We start from the raw sequence: 17,293 nt of genomic DNA on the forward strand, positions 1-17,293 counted from the left end.
TATTGACTAGAATTCATGAATTAAAGAGGACATTCTCACATGGCAAAGGTAAAATTTCACATTGCGTCACAAACGGAATTGGTTTTGGATGAAGATGCCAAAGCAGGTGACATCGTTGATTTGAATGACGAACAAAACATTGACACGAGCGTCATCAATGGAACGATTGCCGAAATGTTAGATGACAAATTGGTGCAAGCCAAGACGGAATGGGAAGTCCAACAGCAAGCACAAGCAAAAGCTGAACTGGAGAACCAACTCCAACAACAAAAAGCGACGCTACAAGAAAATATCAATGATAAAGAAAACAAAATTGTCGCCCTTGAGACACAATTAAAAAGTATCACTGAGCAAAATAACGTTGAACTCAAGGCACAGCTGACACAAAAAGATTTGGACTTGAAAGATACGTTGGCTGATAAACAGGCCAAAATCACAGTGCTTGAGTCGCAAATTGAAACGATTAAGCAACAACACCAAGCTGAATTGGAAACACAATTACTTAAAAAAGACGCAACGGCGCAAAGTGAACTGTCGCAGCGCGACCAAAAAGTGTCCGAATTGACATCACAATTACAGCTCAAGGACAAAGAAAAAGAACTCCAAATTGCTAATGTGAAAGATCAATATGAAGCTCAGTTGAAGTCTGCTAACGAACAGGTTGAGTTTTATAAGGATTTCAAGGCACGCCAATCTACCAAGGAAATTGGTGAAAGCTTGGAACAATACGCGATGACTGAATTTAATAAAATACGACCTTACGCGTTCCCAAACGCCTATTTTGAAAAAGACAACGCATTATCTGAGACCAATTCAAAAGGTGATTTTATTTTCCGTGATTACCAAGATGGGACAGAATTTGTCAGCATTATGTTTGATATGAAAAATGAAGCCGACACAACAGCTTCCAAGCACAAAAATACTGATTTTTTCAAAGAATTAGACAAAGATCGCCGCGAGAAAAACACAGAATACGCCGTGCTAGTATCAATGCTAGAAGCCGATAGTGACTTGTATAACACGGGTATTGTGCAGGTTAATGACTACGACAAAATGTACGTGATTCGTCCGCAATTCTTTATCCAGTTTATTGGTGTGTTGCGCAACGCCGCGTTGAATTCGGTGGCATATAAGCAAGAACTCGAACAAGTTCGTGAACAAAATATTGATATCACTCATTTTGAAAGCGATTTAACGAATTTCAAGAATGCCTTTGGCAAAAATTACCAAAGCGCCTCAAAAAACTTCAAAAGTGCCATTGACGAAATCGACAAAGCCATCGCCCGCATGGAAGCCGTCAAGCGCTCACTCACAACCTCCGAAAACCAACTGCGTTTGGCAAATAACAAGTTGGAAGATGTCAGCGTCAAGAAGCTGACGAGAGGTAATCCAACGATGAAGGCGAAGTTTGATGGGTTGGGGGAGTGAAAGGGAAACTATTTTAGACGTGCCGCTTCCAGAGGTTGTTAGCCAATTTTCTCAATTGCTGCACTTATAATTTTTTCAGCATTCATCGTGCCATAAGCCATCATTTCAATGTTAACAACCGGAATGTCGGCGCCATATTTATCATTATATTTATCAAACAAGTAGCTTACTTGAGGTGCAATCATGATAATGGCGGGCTTGACGTGAGCAATATGTTCTTCAGCAGCGGCATCGATGCCTTCAACATGATAACCTAAATCATGGGCTGCGCTATATTGATCCATTTTATTCGACAACATTGAAATTGACATGCCTGCGGCATCAACTAATAGAATTTCTGACATTTTTTTAACCTACTTTCTTGATTTGTCTTTAGTATAACACTTACTAAAAGTAAGTGTTATTTTTTGTTTCATACGCATAAGCGTTATCTAAATTCAAATCGTACAATAGAGTAGGCGTTAGTTCAGGCAGAGGGCAACGACTTGCGCAATCTGTTAAAATAGAGTCAATCAACCTTAGAAAGATTGCGCACACAATATTATGCCTAATTATCTCATCCTAACTGAAAAACCATCCGCAGCCGCAAATTTTGGCAAAGCACTGGGCGGCAAATCAGGATCGTTTGACAACTTTACTTATACCATTACTAATTTGCGTGGTCATGTGATGACACTCAAAGATCCAGAACAAATGGTGGCAGAAGACCTCAAAAAACAATACAAATCATGGCTCATTAAACATTTACCTTGGCGATTAGGAGATTTTTCGTGGGCACGTACGTACATCAAACAGCGCAATTTGCGAACCGGCAAAATAGAATCGACGAAAAAGCTCATTGACGACCTAAAAAAAGAATCTAAAGCGGGCTTTGACGCGATTATAATTGCCACTGATACTGATCCGTCAGGAGAGGGCGAATTACTTGCGTGGGAGGCTTTAGACGCAATCAGTTGGCGTGGGCAAGTGCTTCGAGCTAATTTTATGGATGAGTCAACGACCGGCATTCAAAAAGCGATGCGTCAGTTACGTGATGTGTCTGACAAAATGGCTGATGGTGAATACATCAAAGGTGAAAGTCGCAATCGCTGGGACTTTGCGTCCATGCAACTTACCCGTATTGCTACCACTTCTGCCAAAAAGGCTGGTTTTCAAGTTGTTGCCCGTGAAGGACGCCTGAAATCAGTCATTGTTTGGCGTATTTATCAGCAACTTGAAGCCATTAAAAACAATGTTAAAACGCCATTCTTTGAGGTGAAGTTCAAAGATCCGGCAGGACATATTTTTGGACGTGTGACACCACAAGGCGATGTGGTGCCATGGCGCTTTTCGACGAAAGTACAAGCAGAGCAAGATATTGCGCAATATCATAACAGCGCCGTTGTTAATGAAAAACACCAAACCCGTACGCAAGCGCCAGGGAAGTTACTTGATTTAGCTGGCTTGGCGTCAATTTTAGCCCCGCGTGGTTTCTCTTCTAAAGAAGTTTTGAGTACTTATCAAAAAATGTATGAGGCGCAAGTCGTCTCATACCCAAGAACCGAAGATAAAACAGTGACGCCAGATCAATTTAATGATTTGTTGCCTTTAGTAGACCGTATTGCGGCAGTTGTTGGTGTTGACCTCTCACTGTTAACACATCGGACACCACGCCCAACTCATGTCAAAGCACAAGGAGCGCACGGTGCCAATCGGCCAGGTGAAAATGTCCCCAACACAACCGAGTCATTATCAAAGTACGGTGCTAGCGGACCAGCCATATATGACGTATTGGCCAAAAACTACTTGGCAATGTTAGCAGAAGATTATGTCTATGATCATGTTACGGCTAATTTACAAGATTATCCTGACTTTAAAACGGCATTTAATGTGCCAATTAGGCTTAACTTTAAACTAGTCTATGATGCTCAAAAAGCCATTAAAGTTGATGATGGGGAAGAGGATGAGAACAACGCCACTAAAGGGAAATTAGGACCTGACGCGACGCCTTATTTGCACGAAGGCGCTAATCCAAAACCACAAGTACCAACAACGAAGTGGATTATGGCATTCTTAGAAAAGCATAACGTCGGTACTGGTGCGACACGTGTCGCGACACTATCTGAAATGGCGCGTGGCACTAAAGCCATGCTATCTGAAAAAAGAGGGAAGTTAGACTTAACAGAGACAGGTAACGTCTCCGCTATTATGGTTAAAGATACTTGGATTGCTTCACCCAAAATTACTAAGCGATTATTTGAAATGATGGATCAAGTGGGTCAATTTGAGATGACGATGACGCAAGTGCTTGATTCAGCGACTAAAGTGGTTGAACATGATCTGCCAATTATGGTCAACAATGCGCAGTCTTTAGAAGATTTGTTAGGAAAACCCAAACCAAAGGTTCGAAAGCCAAGAAAAGTGTCAGAAAAAATGACTGGCACTTGGCAGGGACAAGAAATTACATTTGCTCGAGAATGGAGTGGCCATGTATTTACTGATGATGAACTGCAAAAGTTGTTATCTGGGGCAGAAGTGAGTTTTCCTGCTAAATCTAAACGTGGTAAGCCGTACACAGCAGTTGGCAAATTAGCCAAGCAAACATTTAAAGGTAATACATTTTATGGTTTTAAGCTTAATCCAAAACCAAAAAAATAACGACTGTATTGTATAATAATAAAAAAATTAAGTGAGGCAAAAATGGCACAATATCAATATGACGTCGGCGTGATTGGCGCCGGACCAGCTGGTCTAGCAGCAGCATTTGCCGCTAAAGCACTAGGAAAATCAGTCGTTATTATCGAGCAATATTTATGGGGTGGTACGTGTCCAAACTATGGCTGTGATCCTAAAAAAATATTACTTTCTGCCGTTGAAGGTATTAGGCGTCAATCCGCCATGCAAGGACGTGGCTTACAAGGATACTCAAAAATTAATTGGTCAGACTTGATGACCTACAAGCAAGGATATGTTGATGCTGTCGAACCACGCAAAGTTCGTGGATTGGCTGAAGCAGGGATAACGCGGTTATATGGTCATAGTGAATTTATAAACACTGACACAGTATCCATAACAGATAACGATGACACGATTAAAGCTACTGATTGGGTTATTGCGGTTGGTCAGCGCCCTAAAAAACTTGATTTTCCAGGTTCTGAATTGACACAAGACAGTGAAGACTTTTTGAATTTGCCTGATTTACCAGATGATGTGACCTTTATTGGGGCGGGGTATGTTGGTGTCGAATTTGCCACAATCACAAATGCCGCAGGTGCACATACCCGCGTTGTCACGCATGGCCATAGTGCGTTGCGTGACTTCGATCAAACACTGGTACAACAATGGATTACTGAAACGCAAGAAGCTGGTTTTGATTGGTATTTTGATGCGACAGTAGTTAAAATTGAAAAAACTGACACAAAAAAGTTATTAGTGTCGCTTGATGATGGGACACAATTCCAAACAGACCGTGTTTTTGTAACAGCTGGACGTGTCGGAAATGCTGATAAGTTAGGACTTGAAACGGCCGGCATTACCTATAATGAAGCTGATATTCCAGTTGATGACTATTTACGGACAAGCAATCCGCATGTATACGCAGTTGGCGATGTGGGTGGTAGTCCGGCGCCCAAGTTAGTGCCTACAGGTAATTATGAAGGACGCTATGTTGCACAACTTATAGCTCAAAAAATAGCTGACCCAATTGCATTTCCGACTATGCCTGCAGTAGTGTTTGGATCACCACGTATTGCGCAAACAGGTATATCAGTTAAGGAAGCAGAGGAACTAGATTATCGTGTCACTGATGTTGATATGAGCCAAGTCATTACTTTCTATCGCTATCATGACAACGCCAGAATTCGTACGGTACTGGATCAAAATGGGCGGGTTGTTGGCGCCAGTGTCATTGCCATGGAAGCAGAAGAATTAATCAACTATTTTGTGACCGCTATCAACGGCAAAAGAACCTTAGCAGATACACAAGCAAATATTTATGCTTATCCATCACTAGGTTCCGAGTTTGGCGCGTTTTATTAACGAAAGTGTGACAATATGAATTACGTAGCATTGCATCGTCATGCACAAGTGAGCTTATCTCGCTCAGCTGTTGCGCATAATTTAGAGGTAATCAAAGATCATGCTCATGCACAACAAGTAATGGCTGTCTTAAAAGCCAATGCATTCTCACACGGTTTACCAGAAATGGCGATGTTGAGTAGCCAATCTGGTGCAAATCGTTTTGGTGTGGCGATGCTGGATGAAGCACTAACATTACGTGATTTAGGCTATCAACAGCCCATTGATGTATTAGGTCTGACGGATCCGCAGTTCGTCCGACTAGCCGCACAAAGAGATATTACGTTGGCATTTAGTTCACTAGCGACTATTCAACAAGCAGCCAAAGTTTTAGCTGATACATCATTACACCTGAAAGTATCGTTGCCAGTTGACACAGGACTTAATCGTATTGGTTTCAAAGAACGTGACCAATTGGTGCTAGCAATCCAAGAAGTAGTTGATTCGAAACAGTTAGAATTTCAAAGCCTCTGGACACATTTTGCTACGGCAGATACACCTAATGAGACATATGTTGATTTTCAAATATCAGAATGGCAACGTTTAACGCAGAATTTACCTTCACAACCAAAGGAACAACACTTCGCTAATACTGGTATAGCCACTTGGTACGCTGATAAAGTCGATACCGATATTATTCGTTTAGGTGTGGGTTTATTTGGCATTGATTCTTCTGAACCAACCATGCCGATGCCGTTTGAACTGGAACCGGTACTCGAACTAACGGCTGAAGTTATTTTTAGCAAACCGATTAAAGCTGGGGAAGCGGTGGGGTATGGTGCAGATTATCGCGTGTCACGCGACGGGTGGTTATTAACGATTCCGATTGGGCACTCAGACGGTTATCCATTTAATGCTGATGGTATGCGCGTTTTAATAGCTGATGGACAAGTCGGACATATTGCTGGTGGTGTGGCGATGGACCAGACGATGATTTTTGTCGATAAGCCAGTGAACGTTGGTGTTCAAGTGACATTAATTGGCAAGGTTGGTGTTCAATCAGTGAGTTTGTCTGATTTGGCTCAGTATTCAGATGCTAGTATTGTTGCGCTGATGAATAATTTTGCGCCACGTTTGCAACGCATCATCGTGCCATAATCATGGTAAGCAGTAGACAATAGTCATGGGTAAAAAATACGGCACCAGCTATCAAGATAAACAATAATATCAACTAATTGGGAATGTGACGTTTTTCAGGCTGATAGCAAAAATCATTGACCGTGGTATTACAAATTCTGCTTGATTTCTCTTAAAAATTTATTGGCTTCAATGCCCTTGAGTATACTGATTAATACAAATGTTTCAATGAAAAATGTAAAAAAGTTACGCACAGCACGTGTCATAAACACTACGTGCCAGTCTATATGGTAAACAAAAGAAACGATAGTAGTATCAAGTAAAAGACTAATGGGACCAAGAATAATTAAGTGGGCGACAACGATATTAAGCCATGACCATTTGCGACCATGTAGTAGCACACTATATACCATGCCACCTAAGAAAGCACCTATTAAGAATTGCCAAGCGAAGGTGGATGAACCACCGAAAACGGTGCTATTTAAAAAATCGGACATCAATTCAACTGTGCCGGCCAACCACGGACCAAGAAAATAGCCCATCAGACACATAGAAATAAAGCCTAACGCTATTTGAAAATAGCTAGGACCAATACTAATTTTCCATAATATAATATCAAGTGCTAACATCAATGCTGCGATGGTCAGCACTTGTATCGTCAATTTTGGGCTTTTAAATGTATAATAATCTTTCAACATGCTTGTAACATCCTTTTACGCATTCAGGCGATCTGGCAAAAAGACTGCTGCTAGTGCGCCAATAAAGAGTGACATCATGAAAATAGTAAAAATATGATTAACAGACACGTGGTAATCTAATAACCAGCCAACCAGCAAAGGACCAATTACGGCGCCTAAACGGCCAATTCCTTGGGCAATACCGGTCATAGTACCACGATATTCCGGCAAATATTGAACAGGAGTCAGTGCAATAATTGTGCCGTAAGCACCAAGATTAAAAAATGAGAGTAAGCTGCCGAATACTATGGTTGCAGGTATGCCGTCAGCTTGACCAAAGGCAAAAGCACTCAACGCTGTGCCTAACATGTAAATGATGAAGACCCAACGAACTTGTATTTTTCCCATTAACCACGCTGCAACAAAATAACCAGGCAATTGTGCAATTGTAATGAGAACAGTATAGCCAAATCCCGTCACTAAAGTGTTGCCACGACTAGCCAAAATTGTTGGCAGCCACATAAACATGCCATAATAACTGAACATCACCATTAGCCAAGTTAACCATAGTAGAATAGTTTGATAATTAAAATTAGCAATCAAACTTGTTTTTAAAGTGGGTGATTTTGTGGTTATCTTTGGTGCATCAGTGAGCTTACTGCGCAAGATCAGAGCAAACAAGACCGGAATGGCGGTTAGTATTAATAACCCACGCCAGCCAAGGTTATTAGCAAAAAAGAATGCTAATACGGACGCAATGAGCCAACCCACTGCCCAAAAACTGTCTGCTAGAATTAATAGGCGCGATTGTAGTGTGCCTTTAAAATGGTCAGCCAAATAAGTTGCGGCTACAGGTAATTCACCGCCCAGGCCGAGTCCAACTATGAAACGAATAACTAAAAACCAGTGATAATTGGGTGAAAATGCTAATGCTAAATTGCCCAAAGAGAATAAGACAAGACTGGCTGTTAAAACGTTTTTTCGACCAAATTGGTCAGCAGCCTTACCAAACAATATGGCACCAAATGCCATACCGATAGCTGTGACAGAAGACAATAGACCCGTTTGAGTGGCTTCTAGATGCCACTGCGCTTTTACCATTGGCATGATAAATGACAGCAACGCCACATCTAGTGCATCAAAGAGCCAAGCAGTACCGATAATTAATAATGTTTTGCGCGTAAAAGATGACCACATAAAAAAAACTCCCTTTTAAGTATTAAATACTTTTATTGGAGTTAAGAATATCACGCTATTGATTAAAAGTCAATTTTACTTTAATTGGTAAAGCTTTGCTGGACGACCTTTTCCTACTGTGGTAACAGTACCAGTTTCAGAAAAAAGATGATCGTGTGTTTTTCGAAAATTGGAATTATCAATTGCTACTTCTGAGATGCCGAGGAAATTAGCATAGATTTTACGTGCATTTTTGAGTGTAAAGGTGTCGCCAAGAACCCTTAGAATTGACGGTGCATAATCAAGTTTATTGCGAACACGAGTGATGGCGGTTTGAATAATCAATTCATGATCAAAAGCTAATTGTGATTGGTTACTATTAACGGTTAAGTTCTGATAAAAAATGTCTGGTGAGGCGGTTGGTAATTTAATACTGAACTCAGGGTGAACTAAATAAAAGCGACTGTGTAGTGATTTGACTGGTACCCAAGCAACATTGACAGCGCCGACACCTGGTGTCAAATCTGGCATTTTTGGCAAAAAACTCATATACGCTAGTGCAAGCTGACGGTCTGATTTAGTGCGAAGCACTGATGAAAAAGTCGCAAGCTGTTCAGTATGGAAACTATCTAATTGAATACCAATTTTGTCTGAAATTAGTCTTAGCGCCGCTGAATCGGCATCTTCAGTTGACCTTAGAAATGTTTCAGGAAGGCTCCAAAAATGTTTAAAGGGCTCATCTGATTTTTTTGCTAAGAGTACCACAACTTCTTCAGTTGTAAAATTATAACTCCAAATGACGTTGGTTACTGTGACAATTGGCCGCGAAATAATTTCTGGCATGAATTTGAACACCTCCTATGGCTTATTATATCTTATTTTTTGGTGAAATAGCTGTCACCATGATTTTGAGTTTACTGAATGAACGTCACAACAATGGTGTTATCAACGCATGACGAGTCAATGAAAAGGGCAACCAACTAAAAGTTGATTGCCTATTAGAAATTGCCCCTGCTGGATTCGAACCAGCGCGTAGTGGCACCAGAAGCCACCGCCTTACCGCTTGGCCAAGGGGCAATTACTCTATATATTTTACAGAAAATGTCTCTCTTTTGCAAGCAGTATTTTTGAAACGATTGCGATTTTGTTCAAGCATTCGATTGTGATTAAAAAAATGAAAATTTCATGTCCTGGTTTTGAAAATATCATAGGCGCCAATCACAGCAAATTAACCTTTCAGTTAGAATAATGAAAAAATAATCGTTTCATTTGTGACATTAATTAGCGGAGTTTGATAATATCAAAATGTTGTTGTGACAGCATTTGTCTTCATGATAGCTTTCAAAATCAAAGTTCGATATACTAGAAAAACATAGAAGGGGGTAACACATGCAGTACGCAACTTACGACAACACAATTAAAAAATTAGCACAGCACCATATTACGGTAAAAGATATCGCCCAAATTGCTTTTGATAATGAACAATCATACGTGGCGGGTTTGACACTTGAACAAGTGGCAGAAGCGGTGGAAAGTATTTTACATAAGCGCGTTGTTCAGCACCAAGTATGGGTTGGACTTGAATTAGATCGCTTGGCTGAAGAACATTTATTAGAAGCACCACTGCAAGATTTAGTTGAACATGATGATGGTTTGTTTGGCGTTGATGAGACAATTGGAACCGCCATTGCAATGTCTTTTGACACGATTGGTGTGACCAATTATGGCTACATCGACAAACTAAAAGTTGGACTGGTCGGCGAACTTGATCGCAAGGGAAAAACAAGCGAAGCAGTGACGACATTTGCTGATGATATTGTGGGTGCTCTAGCTGCAGCTGCTGCTTCTAAGGTAGCCCACAAATTTGCGGCAGGAATGGTTGAAAACGAATCAGGAATCAAAAACTAACACTGAGGTGTTTTTTTATTGTCATCATCAAGGATAGAAAACATTTGCAAAATAGGTCTAGACCAATTATACTTAAAGTATAAAAGCTAGAGGAGGAAAGTGCTGCGGCGTCCAAAACGCCGTACCACGTGATGATATGGCAAAATTAATTAAGAATATTGACTTGTATACAGGCTATAAGCATATGCCAGACGCCTACATGCGCTTCACCGACACAATTGAGGAAGTTGGCTACATGGCTGATTTCACAGCGCGAGCTGATGATGAAGTCATTGACGAGGCAACTGGTCAACTGGTCGTACCAGGATTCATTGATGTTCATAAACATGGTGGTTACGGTTTAGACACTATGGACGGCGATCCCGATAAGCTTAACGAGATGGTCAACAAGATGGTGACAGAAGGGATTACCTCACTATTTCCAACGACCATGACGCAATCACCTGAAAATATTGAACGTGCGTTGAAGACAATCGATCAAGTTGCTAAGACAAATCCAGTGATTCAAGGAATTCACTTGGAAGGCCCTTTTATTAACAAAGTTTTTATGGGTGCACAGCCTGAAAAATATATTATTGATCCAAACACTGAATTACTCAAAAAATGGTATGCACTTTCTGGCGAACGCATACGCTTAGTCACTTATGCGCCTGAAAATGGTGGGTTACCTGACTTTGAGGCATTCATGTTGCAACATCATATTGTGCCATCAATTGGTCATTCCAATGCTACTCGTGAACAGTTACGACATTCCCGTGCCACTCACATAACACATTTGTATAACGCACAACGGCCACTACATCATCGTGAACCCGGTGTTACAGGTCATGGCATGCTTGAAGAATCAATTACAGGCGAATTAATCGCTGATGGTTTCCACGTTGTTCCTGATATGCTACAATTAGCTTTCAAGGTCAAAGGGGCTCAGCGTCTTGATTTGGTTACCGACTCAATGCGCGCCGAAGGATTAGGTAATGGCGAATCAGAATTGGGTGGGCAAAAAGTAATTGTTAAAGACAAACAAGCACGCTTAGAAAATGGACATTTAGCCGGTTCTGTTTTAGCCTATGATGATGCTTTTGCTAATATTCAACGCTTTACAAGTGCTGATATTAGCGATGCTGTACAAATGAGTTCGGTCAATCAAGCGCGTGAGTTTGGTTTGACACAAAAAGGTGATTTGTCAGCAAGTAAAGACGCTGATTTTAATATTTTTAATCAAGACATGCAATTACAAGCGACATACTCACTTGGTCGTCGCTTCGCAAGGGAGAATTAATGGCTAAACCGCGTTACATCGAAATTCACAATCAAATATTGTCACGAATTGAAGCTGGTGAGTGGGAAGCTCAAAAACGTTTGCCCGCTGAGCGTGATTTGGCACTGGAATTTGATGTGTCGCGGATGACTTTGCGTCAAGCAATTCAGACGTTGGTAGACGAAGGCATTTTGGAACGCAAGGTTGGTTCAGGAACCTATGTTGCTGAAAAGAAAGTGTCTGAACGTGCGCTCGGTGTCACAAGTTTTACGGAATTAATGGCTGCCACAGGAAGACAAGCACGCACGGTAACTGTCAGTTATAAAACAACGACACCTTCTGCTTCGGAAATGGAGCACTTACAACTATCAGAGACTGATGAAGTATTGGTGATGGAACGGTTGCGTTTGGGTGATGATGAACCTATTCTGTTAGAACAAACAACTTTGCCGGTTAAATTAGTTGAAGCATTTACACGTAGTCAATTAACGCAATCGTTGTATGCAACACTGGAGCAGGCAGGCATTAATCCGGGTCGCGCTGAGCAAACAATCACGGCGAGTTTAGCCAACGAACGCTTGTCAGAATTACTCCATATTAAGCGTGGCGATCCAATTCTGTCAGTACGTCAAGTTTCATATGATCAAAATGATATGCCATTTGAGTATTCACGTTCATTTTATGTTGGTGAACGCTTTGAAATGACAATTACACGTTAAAAAAGCTGATATCTTGATTGATATCAGCTTTTTATTATTTATGATTGAGTCGTTTAACAAGAATATCACCAATGACTTGTACTACTAAGACTAGAATCAAAACTAACAATGTTGCGACTAGCGTTGTATCAGTGGCGAAACGATTATAACCATACGAAATGGCCATATTTCCTAGACCGCCGGCGCCAATAGCACCTGCCATGGCAGTCAAGCCAATCAAACTAATTAAAGTGACGGTTGAAACGCGAACCAGTTCGGACCGTCCTTCGCGTAAGTAAACGCCAAACACAATATCCCAAAAAGATGCACCAACTGATTGTGCGGCTTCAACGATGCCGCCACTAACTTCTGATAAAGCAACTTGAACTTGTCGTGCGTAGAATGGAAAGACGCCAAGAGATAATGGCACAAGCGCTGCAGTTGTGCCAATTTGGGTACCAACAATAATTTTGGTGACAGGTGCAATAGCCGCCAACAAAATGATGAATGGTAAGGCACGGAAGAAGGACACGATTTTATCAAAAATCCAAAACCAAGTTTTACTTGGTGCAATACCATTTGGCGCGGTAATAATAAGACCAATACCGAAAATCAAACCCAAAAGACCACCAAAAATAGCTGACCAAAATGTCATGTACAGTGTTTGTACAATTGCAGTCCACCAACCAGTGTCGCCACCCCAGCCTTGATATATTACATTAGGGAAAGTATGTGCAAACCATTGGTTCATAATGATTGGCCTCCTTTAATAAGTTCAACTGTCACATGGTGGTCACGCAAGGTACCAAGTGCAGCTTTTAGTTGTGCTGATTCGCCTGATAAAATAACCAACAATGAGCCAACAGGCGTTTCTTGCAAAATCTCAATGTTGCCGTACAAAATATTAGCAGTAACATTGAAATCACGGAATAATCCAGTAATCAGCGGTTCGTCGGTTGTGTCCCCAACATAAGAAAGGCGAGCAAAGACTTCGTTATCTTTTAAGTTGTGAACCAGTGCTTCATGGCTAATTGTTTCGATTGCTTTATCAATATTGGTAGCCGTTTCAATAAATTCACGTGTGAGTTGTTCTTTTGGTTGTGCAAATATTTCTAATAGCGAACCGCTTTCGATAATTTCACCGTCTTGCATGACGGAAACTTTGTTGGCAATTTCTTTAACAGCCTGCATTTCGTGCGTAATTAAAACAATTGTCAAACCAAATTCTTGATTGAGTTTCTTGAGTAATGCCAAAATTTGATTGGTTGTTTTAGGATCCAAAGCTGAAGTAGCTTCATCAGAAATTAAAATTTCAGGATCGTTTGCCAAAGCGCGGGCAATGGCGACACGCTGTTTTTGTCCACCTGAGAGTTGGGCGGGAAATTGATCAGCGCGATCAGATAAATCAACTAATTCAAGTAATTCTGCTACTTTTGCCTTTTTTTCTTCGTCTTTTAATGGACTGTGTTGCAAGGCAAACGCAACGTTTTCAGTGACTGTCCGCTCATTTAGCAAATTAAAGTGTTGAAAAATCATGCCGATTTTGCGGCGTCTGTCACGTAAAGCGTTACCACCAATGATTGTTTTTTTGGCATTTTCATCTGTTGCTTGAAAAAACGTTTCGTTATTCACAATCACAGAGCCACTAGTTGGTTCTTGTAATAAATTAATGACGCGAACAAGGGTTGATTTACCAGCGCCGGAATAGCCAACAATTCCGTATACATCCCCACGATTAACGTGAACAGTAACATTATTAACAGCTGTAATCGTCCGCTTTTTTTGATGGAAAGTGACATTGATATTGTCTAGTTTAATAATTGGTTCTTCTGTCATTTTTCATAACTCCTAATTAGTGCTTTAATGACATCAATGTGCTGATTGTAGTCATCTAGGCGAATATTTTCATTTGGTGCGTGGTCGTTTGTATTGGCATAGCCAATTCCTAAACTGGCAATGGGGGCACCCAATGCTTCATGAATATAATACATAGGACCAGTACCGGGGGATGTTGGGATAACAACAGGTTGTGCTTTGTAGTAATGGGCTGTGACATCAATAACGCGTAAAATTTGTGGGTCTGACATGTCACTACGATAACCAGGCTGCCCCAATGTCTTAGTCACCAGAATATCAGAAAAACCACGGTTTTGAAAGTGTTGCTTGATTTGAAGTAGTGTTTTTTCAGGATCCATTCCTGGAACTAAACGTGCTTCAAGTTTGGCTGATGCTTTGGCAGGCAAGACAGTCTTCACGCCTTCACCAACGTAGCCGCTTTCAATACCCTCAATGTTGAGTGTCGGTGAAAAATATAAAATTGACTTCAAATCATCCCCAGTTTTGTCAGTTATAAGGGGCGCGGTGATTTCATGTTGTGCAACTAGTGCATCATGTGTCAGAGGTAATGCAGACACTAGCTGTATTTCACGGCTGTTTGGTGGCGTCACATCATCATAGAATCCTGCTACCGTAATATGACCGTTTTCATCGTACAATGTGGCTAGTGCTTGTGTCAAACGCCACGCAGCTGAATCGACAACAGCAGCTAAAGACGAATGTAAATCATGACCAGCTGTTGTTGCGCTGACATCAAAAGTCACAATGCCTTTGTTACCGCCAAATATTTCCACTTCTTCGTTGGCATTTTTACCACCCGATTCCCAGATAACGAGGTCACCAGATAAATGCTGTTGATACTTAGCCAAATAATCGTCAAGATGTTGAGAGGAGGTTTCTTCAGAACCTTCTATAATAAAGGTAATATTAATCGGTAGCTGATTGTTATGTTCAGATAAATACTCAGCCACGGCAGTAAGTCTTGCGGTCAAGTTACCTTTGTCATCATCGACGCCACGACCATACAACTTGCCATCTTTTTCTGTCAGCTGCCAAGGATCACTGTCCCACAAATCAAGTGGTTCTGCTGGTTGAACATCGTAATGATTATAAATAATAACTGTTGGCGCTTGGGGAACATTGCTGGTCAATTTGCCAATGATGAATGGTGCAAAGTAGGTATCGTCATATAACACCTCAGCCCCTAAACCACGCAGTGCGTCCGCAATTAATTTAGCAGTTTCTGGTAGTGATTCATGTTTTGCTGAAACACTAGGTAATGCAACCAAATCATGTAAAAGCGTTAAATATTGTGTTCTGATACTCATGTATTATCAATCCTCCCGCAACAACTATGTACGCGCAAAAGCGCATGTATTATTTCTTATAATCCCAAACAGTGATTTCAGCTGTGCCATAGAACTTCTTTACCAAACGCTTTGTTTCGGCAGTTTGTAATGATTTCACGACTTTTTTATAGGTCTCGTTGTTCTTATCTTTCTTGTTAGCGGCAATAAAGTTGAAGTATTGTTCACTATCTTTGTTAAGTCCTTCAACATAAATTGCTGAATTAATGTCTAACTTGGCAGAAATAGCATAGTTAGTGTTAATGACTGCGCCAGCGATTTTGGGATCATCTAACGATTTGGCTGTCTGTGACGCGTCAATTGGTGTGATTTGTAGCTTTTTAGGATTTGATGTAATATCCTTTGGCGTTGCCGTATTAGTATCTTTGATTTTAATTAAACCAGCTTCAGCTAATAAATGAATGCCACGGTTTTCGTTAGTGACATCGTTTGGCACAACGATTTGATCACCTGTTTTAAATTCAGATGTCTTCTTATATGATTTAGAATATAAGCGTAGGGGTGTCGTCCAAGTATCACCGATTGAAATAATATTAGTTTTGTATGTTTTGTTCCAGTTGGCTAAAAATGGATAGTTTTGGAAAGCATTCAGATCAATGTCACCATCGGCTAATGCTTTGTTAGGCTGTGAATAGTCAGTGAATTTTTTTGTTTTTAAAGTGATGCCATATTTGTCTTTTGCGGTCTTGATTGCGGCATCCCAGATTTGATCTTCTTCCTTTGATCCAGCCATAACGCCGATTGTTACGGTCTTTGATTGACTTTTGCTACCATGACCAAACGTATAAATAGCACCAGCAACAATGACAACGGCGATACCGCCAATAATCCAATTTGCTTTTTTACTCATAATATTTTCCTCATAATGGTGATGAGTTAAACTCAAATCACATCCTTATTTACTAAAATCAGCGTCCCAAGCAGCTAATTCAACACCATCATATTGCTTGTTAATGGCTTTCTTAGTGGCTTCTGTTTGGTAGGCTTTAACAACCTTCTTGTACGTAGCGTTGTTCTTGTCCTTTTTGTTAGCAGCGATAATGTTGACCCATTGGTGAGAATTTTTGTTTAAGGGTTCAACAAAGATAGCTTTTTTATAATCTAAACCAGCAGAATCGGCATAAGTACCATTGACCACGGCGCCTTGTACATCTGAGAGTGAGCGAGCTGTCTGATCAGCGGCTAGCTCTTTAATTTTGAGATTTTTTGGATTTTTGGTAATATCTTTAACCGTTGCTAAGGTTAAACCAGATTTGAGATCAATTAATCCTGCTGCTTTTAAAACATAAAGCGCGCGACTTTCATTACTGGGATCGTTAGGAACAGAAATGGTGTCACCTGACTTATACTGTGAGACTTTTGTATATGTCTTTGAGTACAACCGGATTGGTGAAATGACAGTATCACCAATTGACACGATTTTGTCTCCTGTTGATTTGTTTGACTGTGCTAGGAAGGCGTAGTGTTGGAAGGCATTCAAATCAATGTCACCAGATGCAAGTGCTTTGTTAGGTTGTGAGTAATCAGTAAATTCTTTGAATTTTAGCGTGATACCATACTTATCCTTAGCGGTTTTTTTAACCGTATCCCAGATTTTGGCATCTTGTTTTGAACCTGACATAATACCGATGGTGACGGTTTTTGAAGTTGTTTTGGCTTTTTGACCAAAGCTAGCGTAGGCAATACCAGCGATAGCGACGACAGCCACACCACCAACAAGCCATTTAGTTGTTTTACTCATGATACGTATTTCTCCCTGTTTTCTCTAAATGATAATACTTGATTTTTAGAATGGCGATGAATAGGCAAGTT

16 protein-coding genes and 1 tRNA gene are annotated in these 17,293 nt (G+C 40.7%); 7 read left to right on the top strand and 10 right to left on the bottom strand.

Annotated elements, in window-relative coordinates; genetic code table 11:
- Window positions 1–39 precede the first annotated feature (39 nt).
- On the top strand, window positions 40–1,428 hold the full coding sequence (locus tag IEU65_RS09635) for a DUF2130 domain-containing protein (RefSeq protein ID WP_147651256.1): 1,389 nt from the start codon (window positions 40–42) through the stop codon (window positions 1,426–1,428).
- A 38-nt stretch (window positions 1,429–1,466) separates the two neighbouring features.
- On the opposite strand, the gene IEU65_RS09640 is transcribed toward IEU65_RS09635, so the two are convergent.
- A complete protein-coding gene (locus IEU65_RS09640) occupies window positions 1,467–1,772 on the bottom strand; it encodes a PTS sugar transporter subunit IIB (protein ID WP_010278483.1) in 306 nt (101 codons plus the stop codon).
- A gap of 199 nt (window positions 1,773–1,971) precedes the next feature.
- On the opposite strand from IEU65_RS09640, the gene IEU65_RS09645 reads away from it, so the two are divergent.
- The 3 genes from IEU65_RS09645 to alr are packed head-to-tail and all read left to right on the top strand — an operon-like array spanning window position 1,972 to window position 6,582.
- Window positions 1,972–4,065, top strand: a complete 2,094-nt coding sequence (locus tag IEU65_RS09645) for a DNA topoisomerase (RefSeq protein ID WP_147651257.1) — start codon at window positions 1,972–1,974, stop codon at window positions 4,063–4,065.
- 42 nt (window positions 4,066–4,107) lie between these two features.
- Window positions 4,108–5,445: a dihydrolipoyl dehydrogenase family protein gene (locus tag IEU65_RS09650; protein WP_010278489.1), complete on the top strand. Its 1,338-nt coding sequence runs from the start codon at window positions 4,108–4,110 to the stop codon at window positions 5,443–5,445.
- A 15-nt stretch (window positions 5,446–5,460) separates the two neighbouring features.
- Window positions 5,461–6,582 (top strand): alanine racemase, encoded by a 1,122-nt coding sequence (alr, locus tag IEU65_RS09655; RefSeq protein WP_010278492.1) that lies wholly within the window; start codon window positions 5,461–5,463, stop codon window positions 6,580–6,582.
- A 128-nt stretch (window positions 6,583–6,710) separates the two neighbouring features.
- Here alr and IEU65_RS09660 read toward each other — a convergent pair whose 3' ends face one another.
- From IEU65_RS09660 to IEU65_RS09675, 4 genes are all read right to left on the bottom strand, one after another.
- Window positions 6,711–7,259: a folate family ECF transporter S component gene (locus IEU65_RS09660; protein WP_010278497.1), complete on the bottom strand. Its 549-nt coding sequence runs from the start codon at window positions 7,257–7,259 to the stop codon at window positions 6,711–6,713.
- A 15-nt stretch (window positions 7,260–7,274) separates the two neighbouring features.
- Window positions 7,275–8,435 (bottom strand): MFS transporter, encoded by a 1,161-nt coding sequence (locus tag IEU65_RS09665; protein ID WP_010278500.1) that lies wholly within the window; start codon window positions 8,433–8,435, stop codon window positions 7,275–7,277.
- A gap of 75 nt (window positions 8,436–8,510) precedes the next feature.
- Window positions 8,511–9,257: an NUDIX hydrolase gene (locus tag IEU65_RS09670; protein ID WP_010278503.1), complete on the bottom strand. Its 747-nt coding sequence runs from the start codon at window positions 9,255–9,257 to the stop codon at window positions 8,511–8,513.
- A 162-nt stretch (window positions 9,258–9,419) separates the two neighbouring features.
- Window positions 9,420–9,491 (bottom strand) — tRNA-Gln (locus IEU65_RS09675).
- Between the two features lie 312 nt (window positions 9,492–9,803).
- Between IEU65_RS09675 and IEU65_RS09680 the strand changes: the two genes are divergently transcribed.
- The 3 genes from IEU65_RS09680 (at window position 9,804) to IEU65_RS09690 (ending at window position 12,299) form a co-directional block, all read left to right on the top strand.
- Window positions 9,804–10,322, top strand: a complete 519-nt coding sequence (locus IEU65_RS09680) for a phosphatidylglycerophosphatase A family protein (RefSeq protein ID WP_010278508.1) — start codon at window positions 9,804–9,806, stop codon at window positions 10,320–10,322.
- A 136-nt stretch (window positions 10,323–10,458) separates the two neighbouring features.
- Window positions 10,459–11,601, top strand: a complete 1,143-nt coding sequence (gene nagA, locus IEU65_RS09685) for an N-acetylglucosamine-6-phosphate deacetylase (RefSeq protein ID WP_010278509.1) — start codon at window positions 10,459–10,461, stop codon at window positions 11,599–11,601.
- Window positions 11,601–12,299: a GntR family transcriptional regulator gene (locus tag IEU65_RS09690; protein ID WP_004915766.1), complete on the top strand. Its 699-nt coding sequence runs from the start codon at window positions 11,601–11,603 to the stop codon at window positions 12,297–12,299. Before nagA ends, IEU65_RS09690 begins: the two co-directional genes overlap by 1 nt.
- Before the next feature lie 34 nt (window positions 12,300–12,333).
- Here IEU65_RS09690 and IEU65_RS09695 read toward each other — a convergent pair whose 3' ends face one another.
- From IEU65_RS09695 to IEU65_RS09715, 5 genes are read right to left on the bottom strand one after another with little or no spacing between them, the layout of a single operon-like run.
- On the bottom strand, window positions 12,334–13,029 hold the full coding sequence (locus tag IEU65_RS09695; RefSeq protein WP_010278514.1) for a methionine ABC transporter permease: 696 nt from the start codon (window positions 13,027–13,029) through the stop codon (window positions 12,334–12,336).
- Window positions 13,026–14,114: a methionine ABC transporter ATP-binding protein gene (locus IEU65_RS09700; protein WP_010278516.1), complete on the bottom strand. Its 1,089-nt coding sequence runs from the start codon at window positions 14,112–14,114 to the stop codon at window positions 13,026–13,028. Before IEU65_RS09700 ends, IEU65_RS09695 begins: the two co-directional genes overlap by 4 nt.
- Window positions 14,111–15,442 (bottom strand): M20/M25/M40 family metallo-hydrolase, encoded by a 1,332-nt coding sequence (locus IEU65_RS09705; protein ID WP_010278518.1) that lies wholly within the window; start codon window positions 15,440–15,442, stop codon window positions 14,111–14,113. Before IEU65_RS09705 ends, IEU65_RS09700 begins: the two co-directional genes overlap by 4 nt.
- 49 nt (window positions 15,443–15,491) lie before the next feature.
- Window positions 15,492–16,331 carry a MetQ/NlpA family ABC transporter substrate-binding protein gene (locus tag IEU65_RS09710; RefSeq protein WP_010278519.1) on the bottom strand — a complete coding sequence of 280 codons (840 nt, stop codon included), beginning with the start codon at window positions 16,329–16,331 and terminating at the stop codon, window positions 15,492–15,494.
- 45 nt (window positions 16,332–16,376) lie between these two features.
- Window positions 16,377–17,222 (bottom strand): MetQ/NlpA family ABC transporter substrate-binding protein, encoded by an 846-nt coding sequence (locus tag IEU65_RS09715; RefSeq protein ID WP_139967281.1) that lies wholly within the window; start codon window positions 17,220–17,222, stop codon window positions 16,377–16,379.
- Window positions 17,223–17,293: the final 71 nt, after the last annotated feature.

Origin of the sequence: Leuconostoc pseudomesenteroides KCTC 3652, assembly GCF_014634745.1 — a bacterium.
GTDB classification, from domain to species: domain Bacteria; phylum Bacillota; class Bacilli; order Lactobacillales; family Lactobacillaceae; genus Leuconostoc; species Leuconostoc pseudomesenteroides.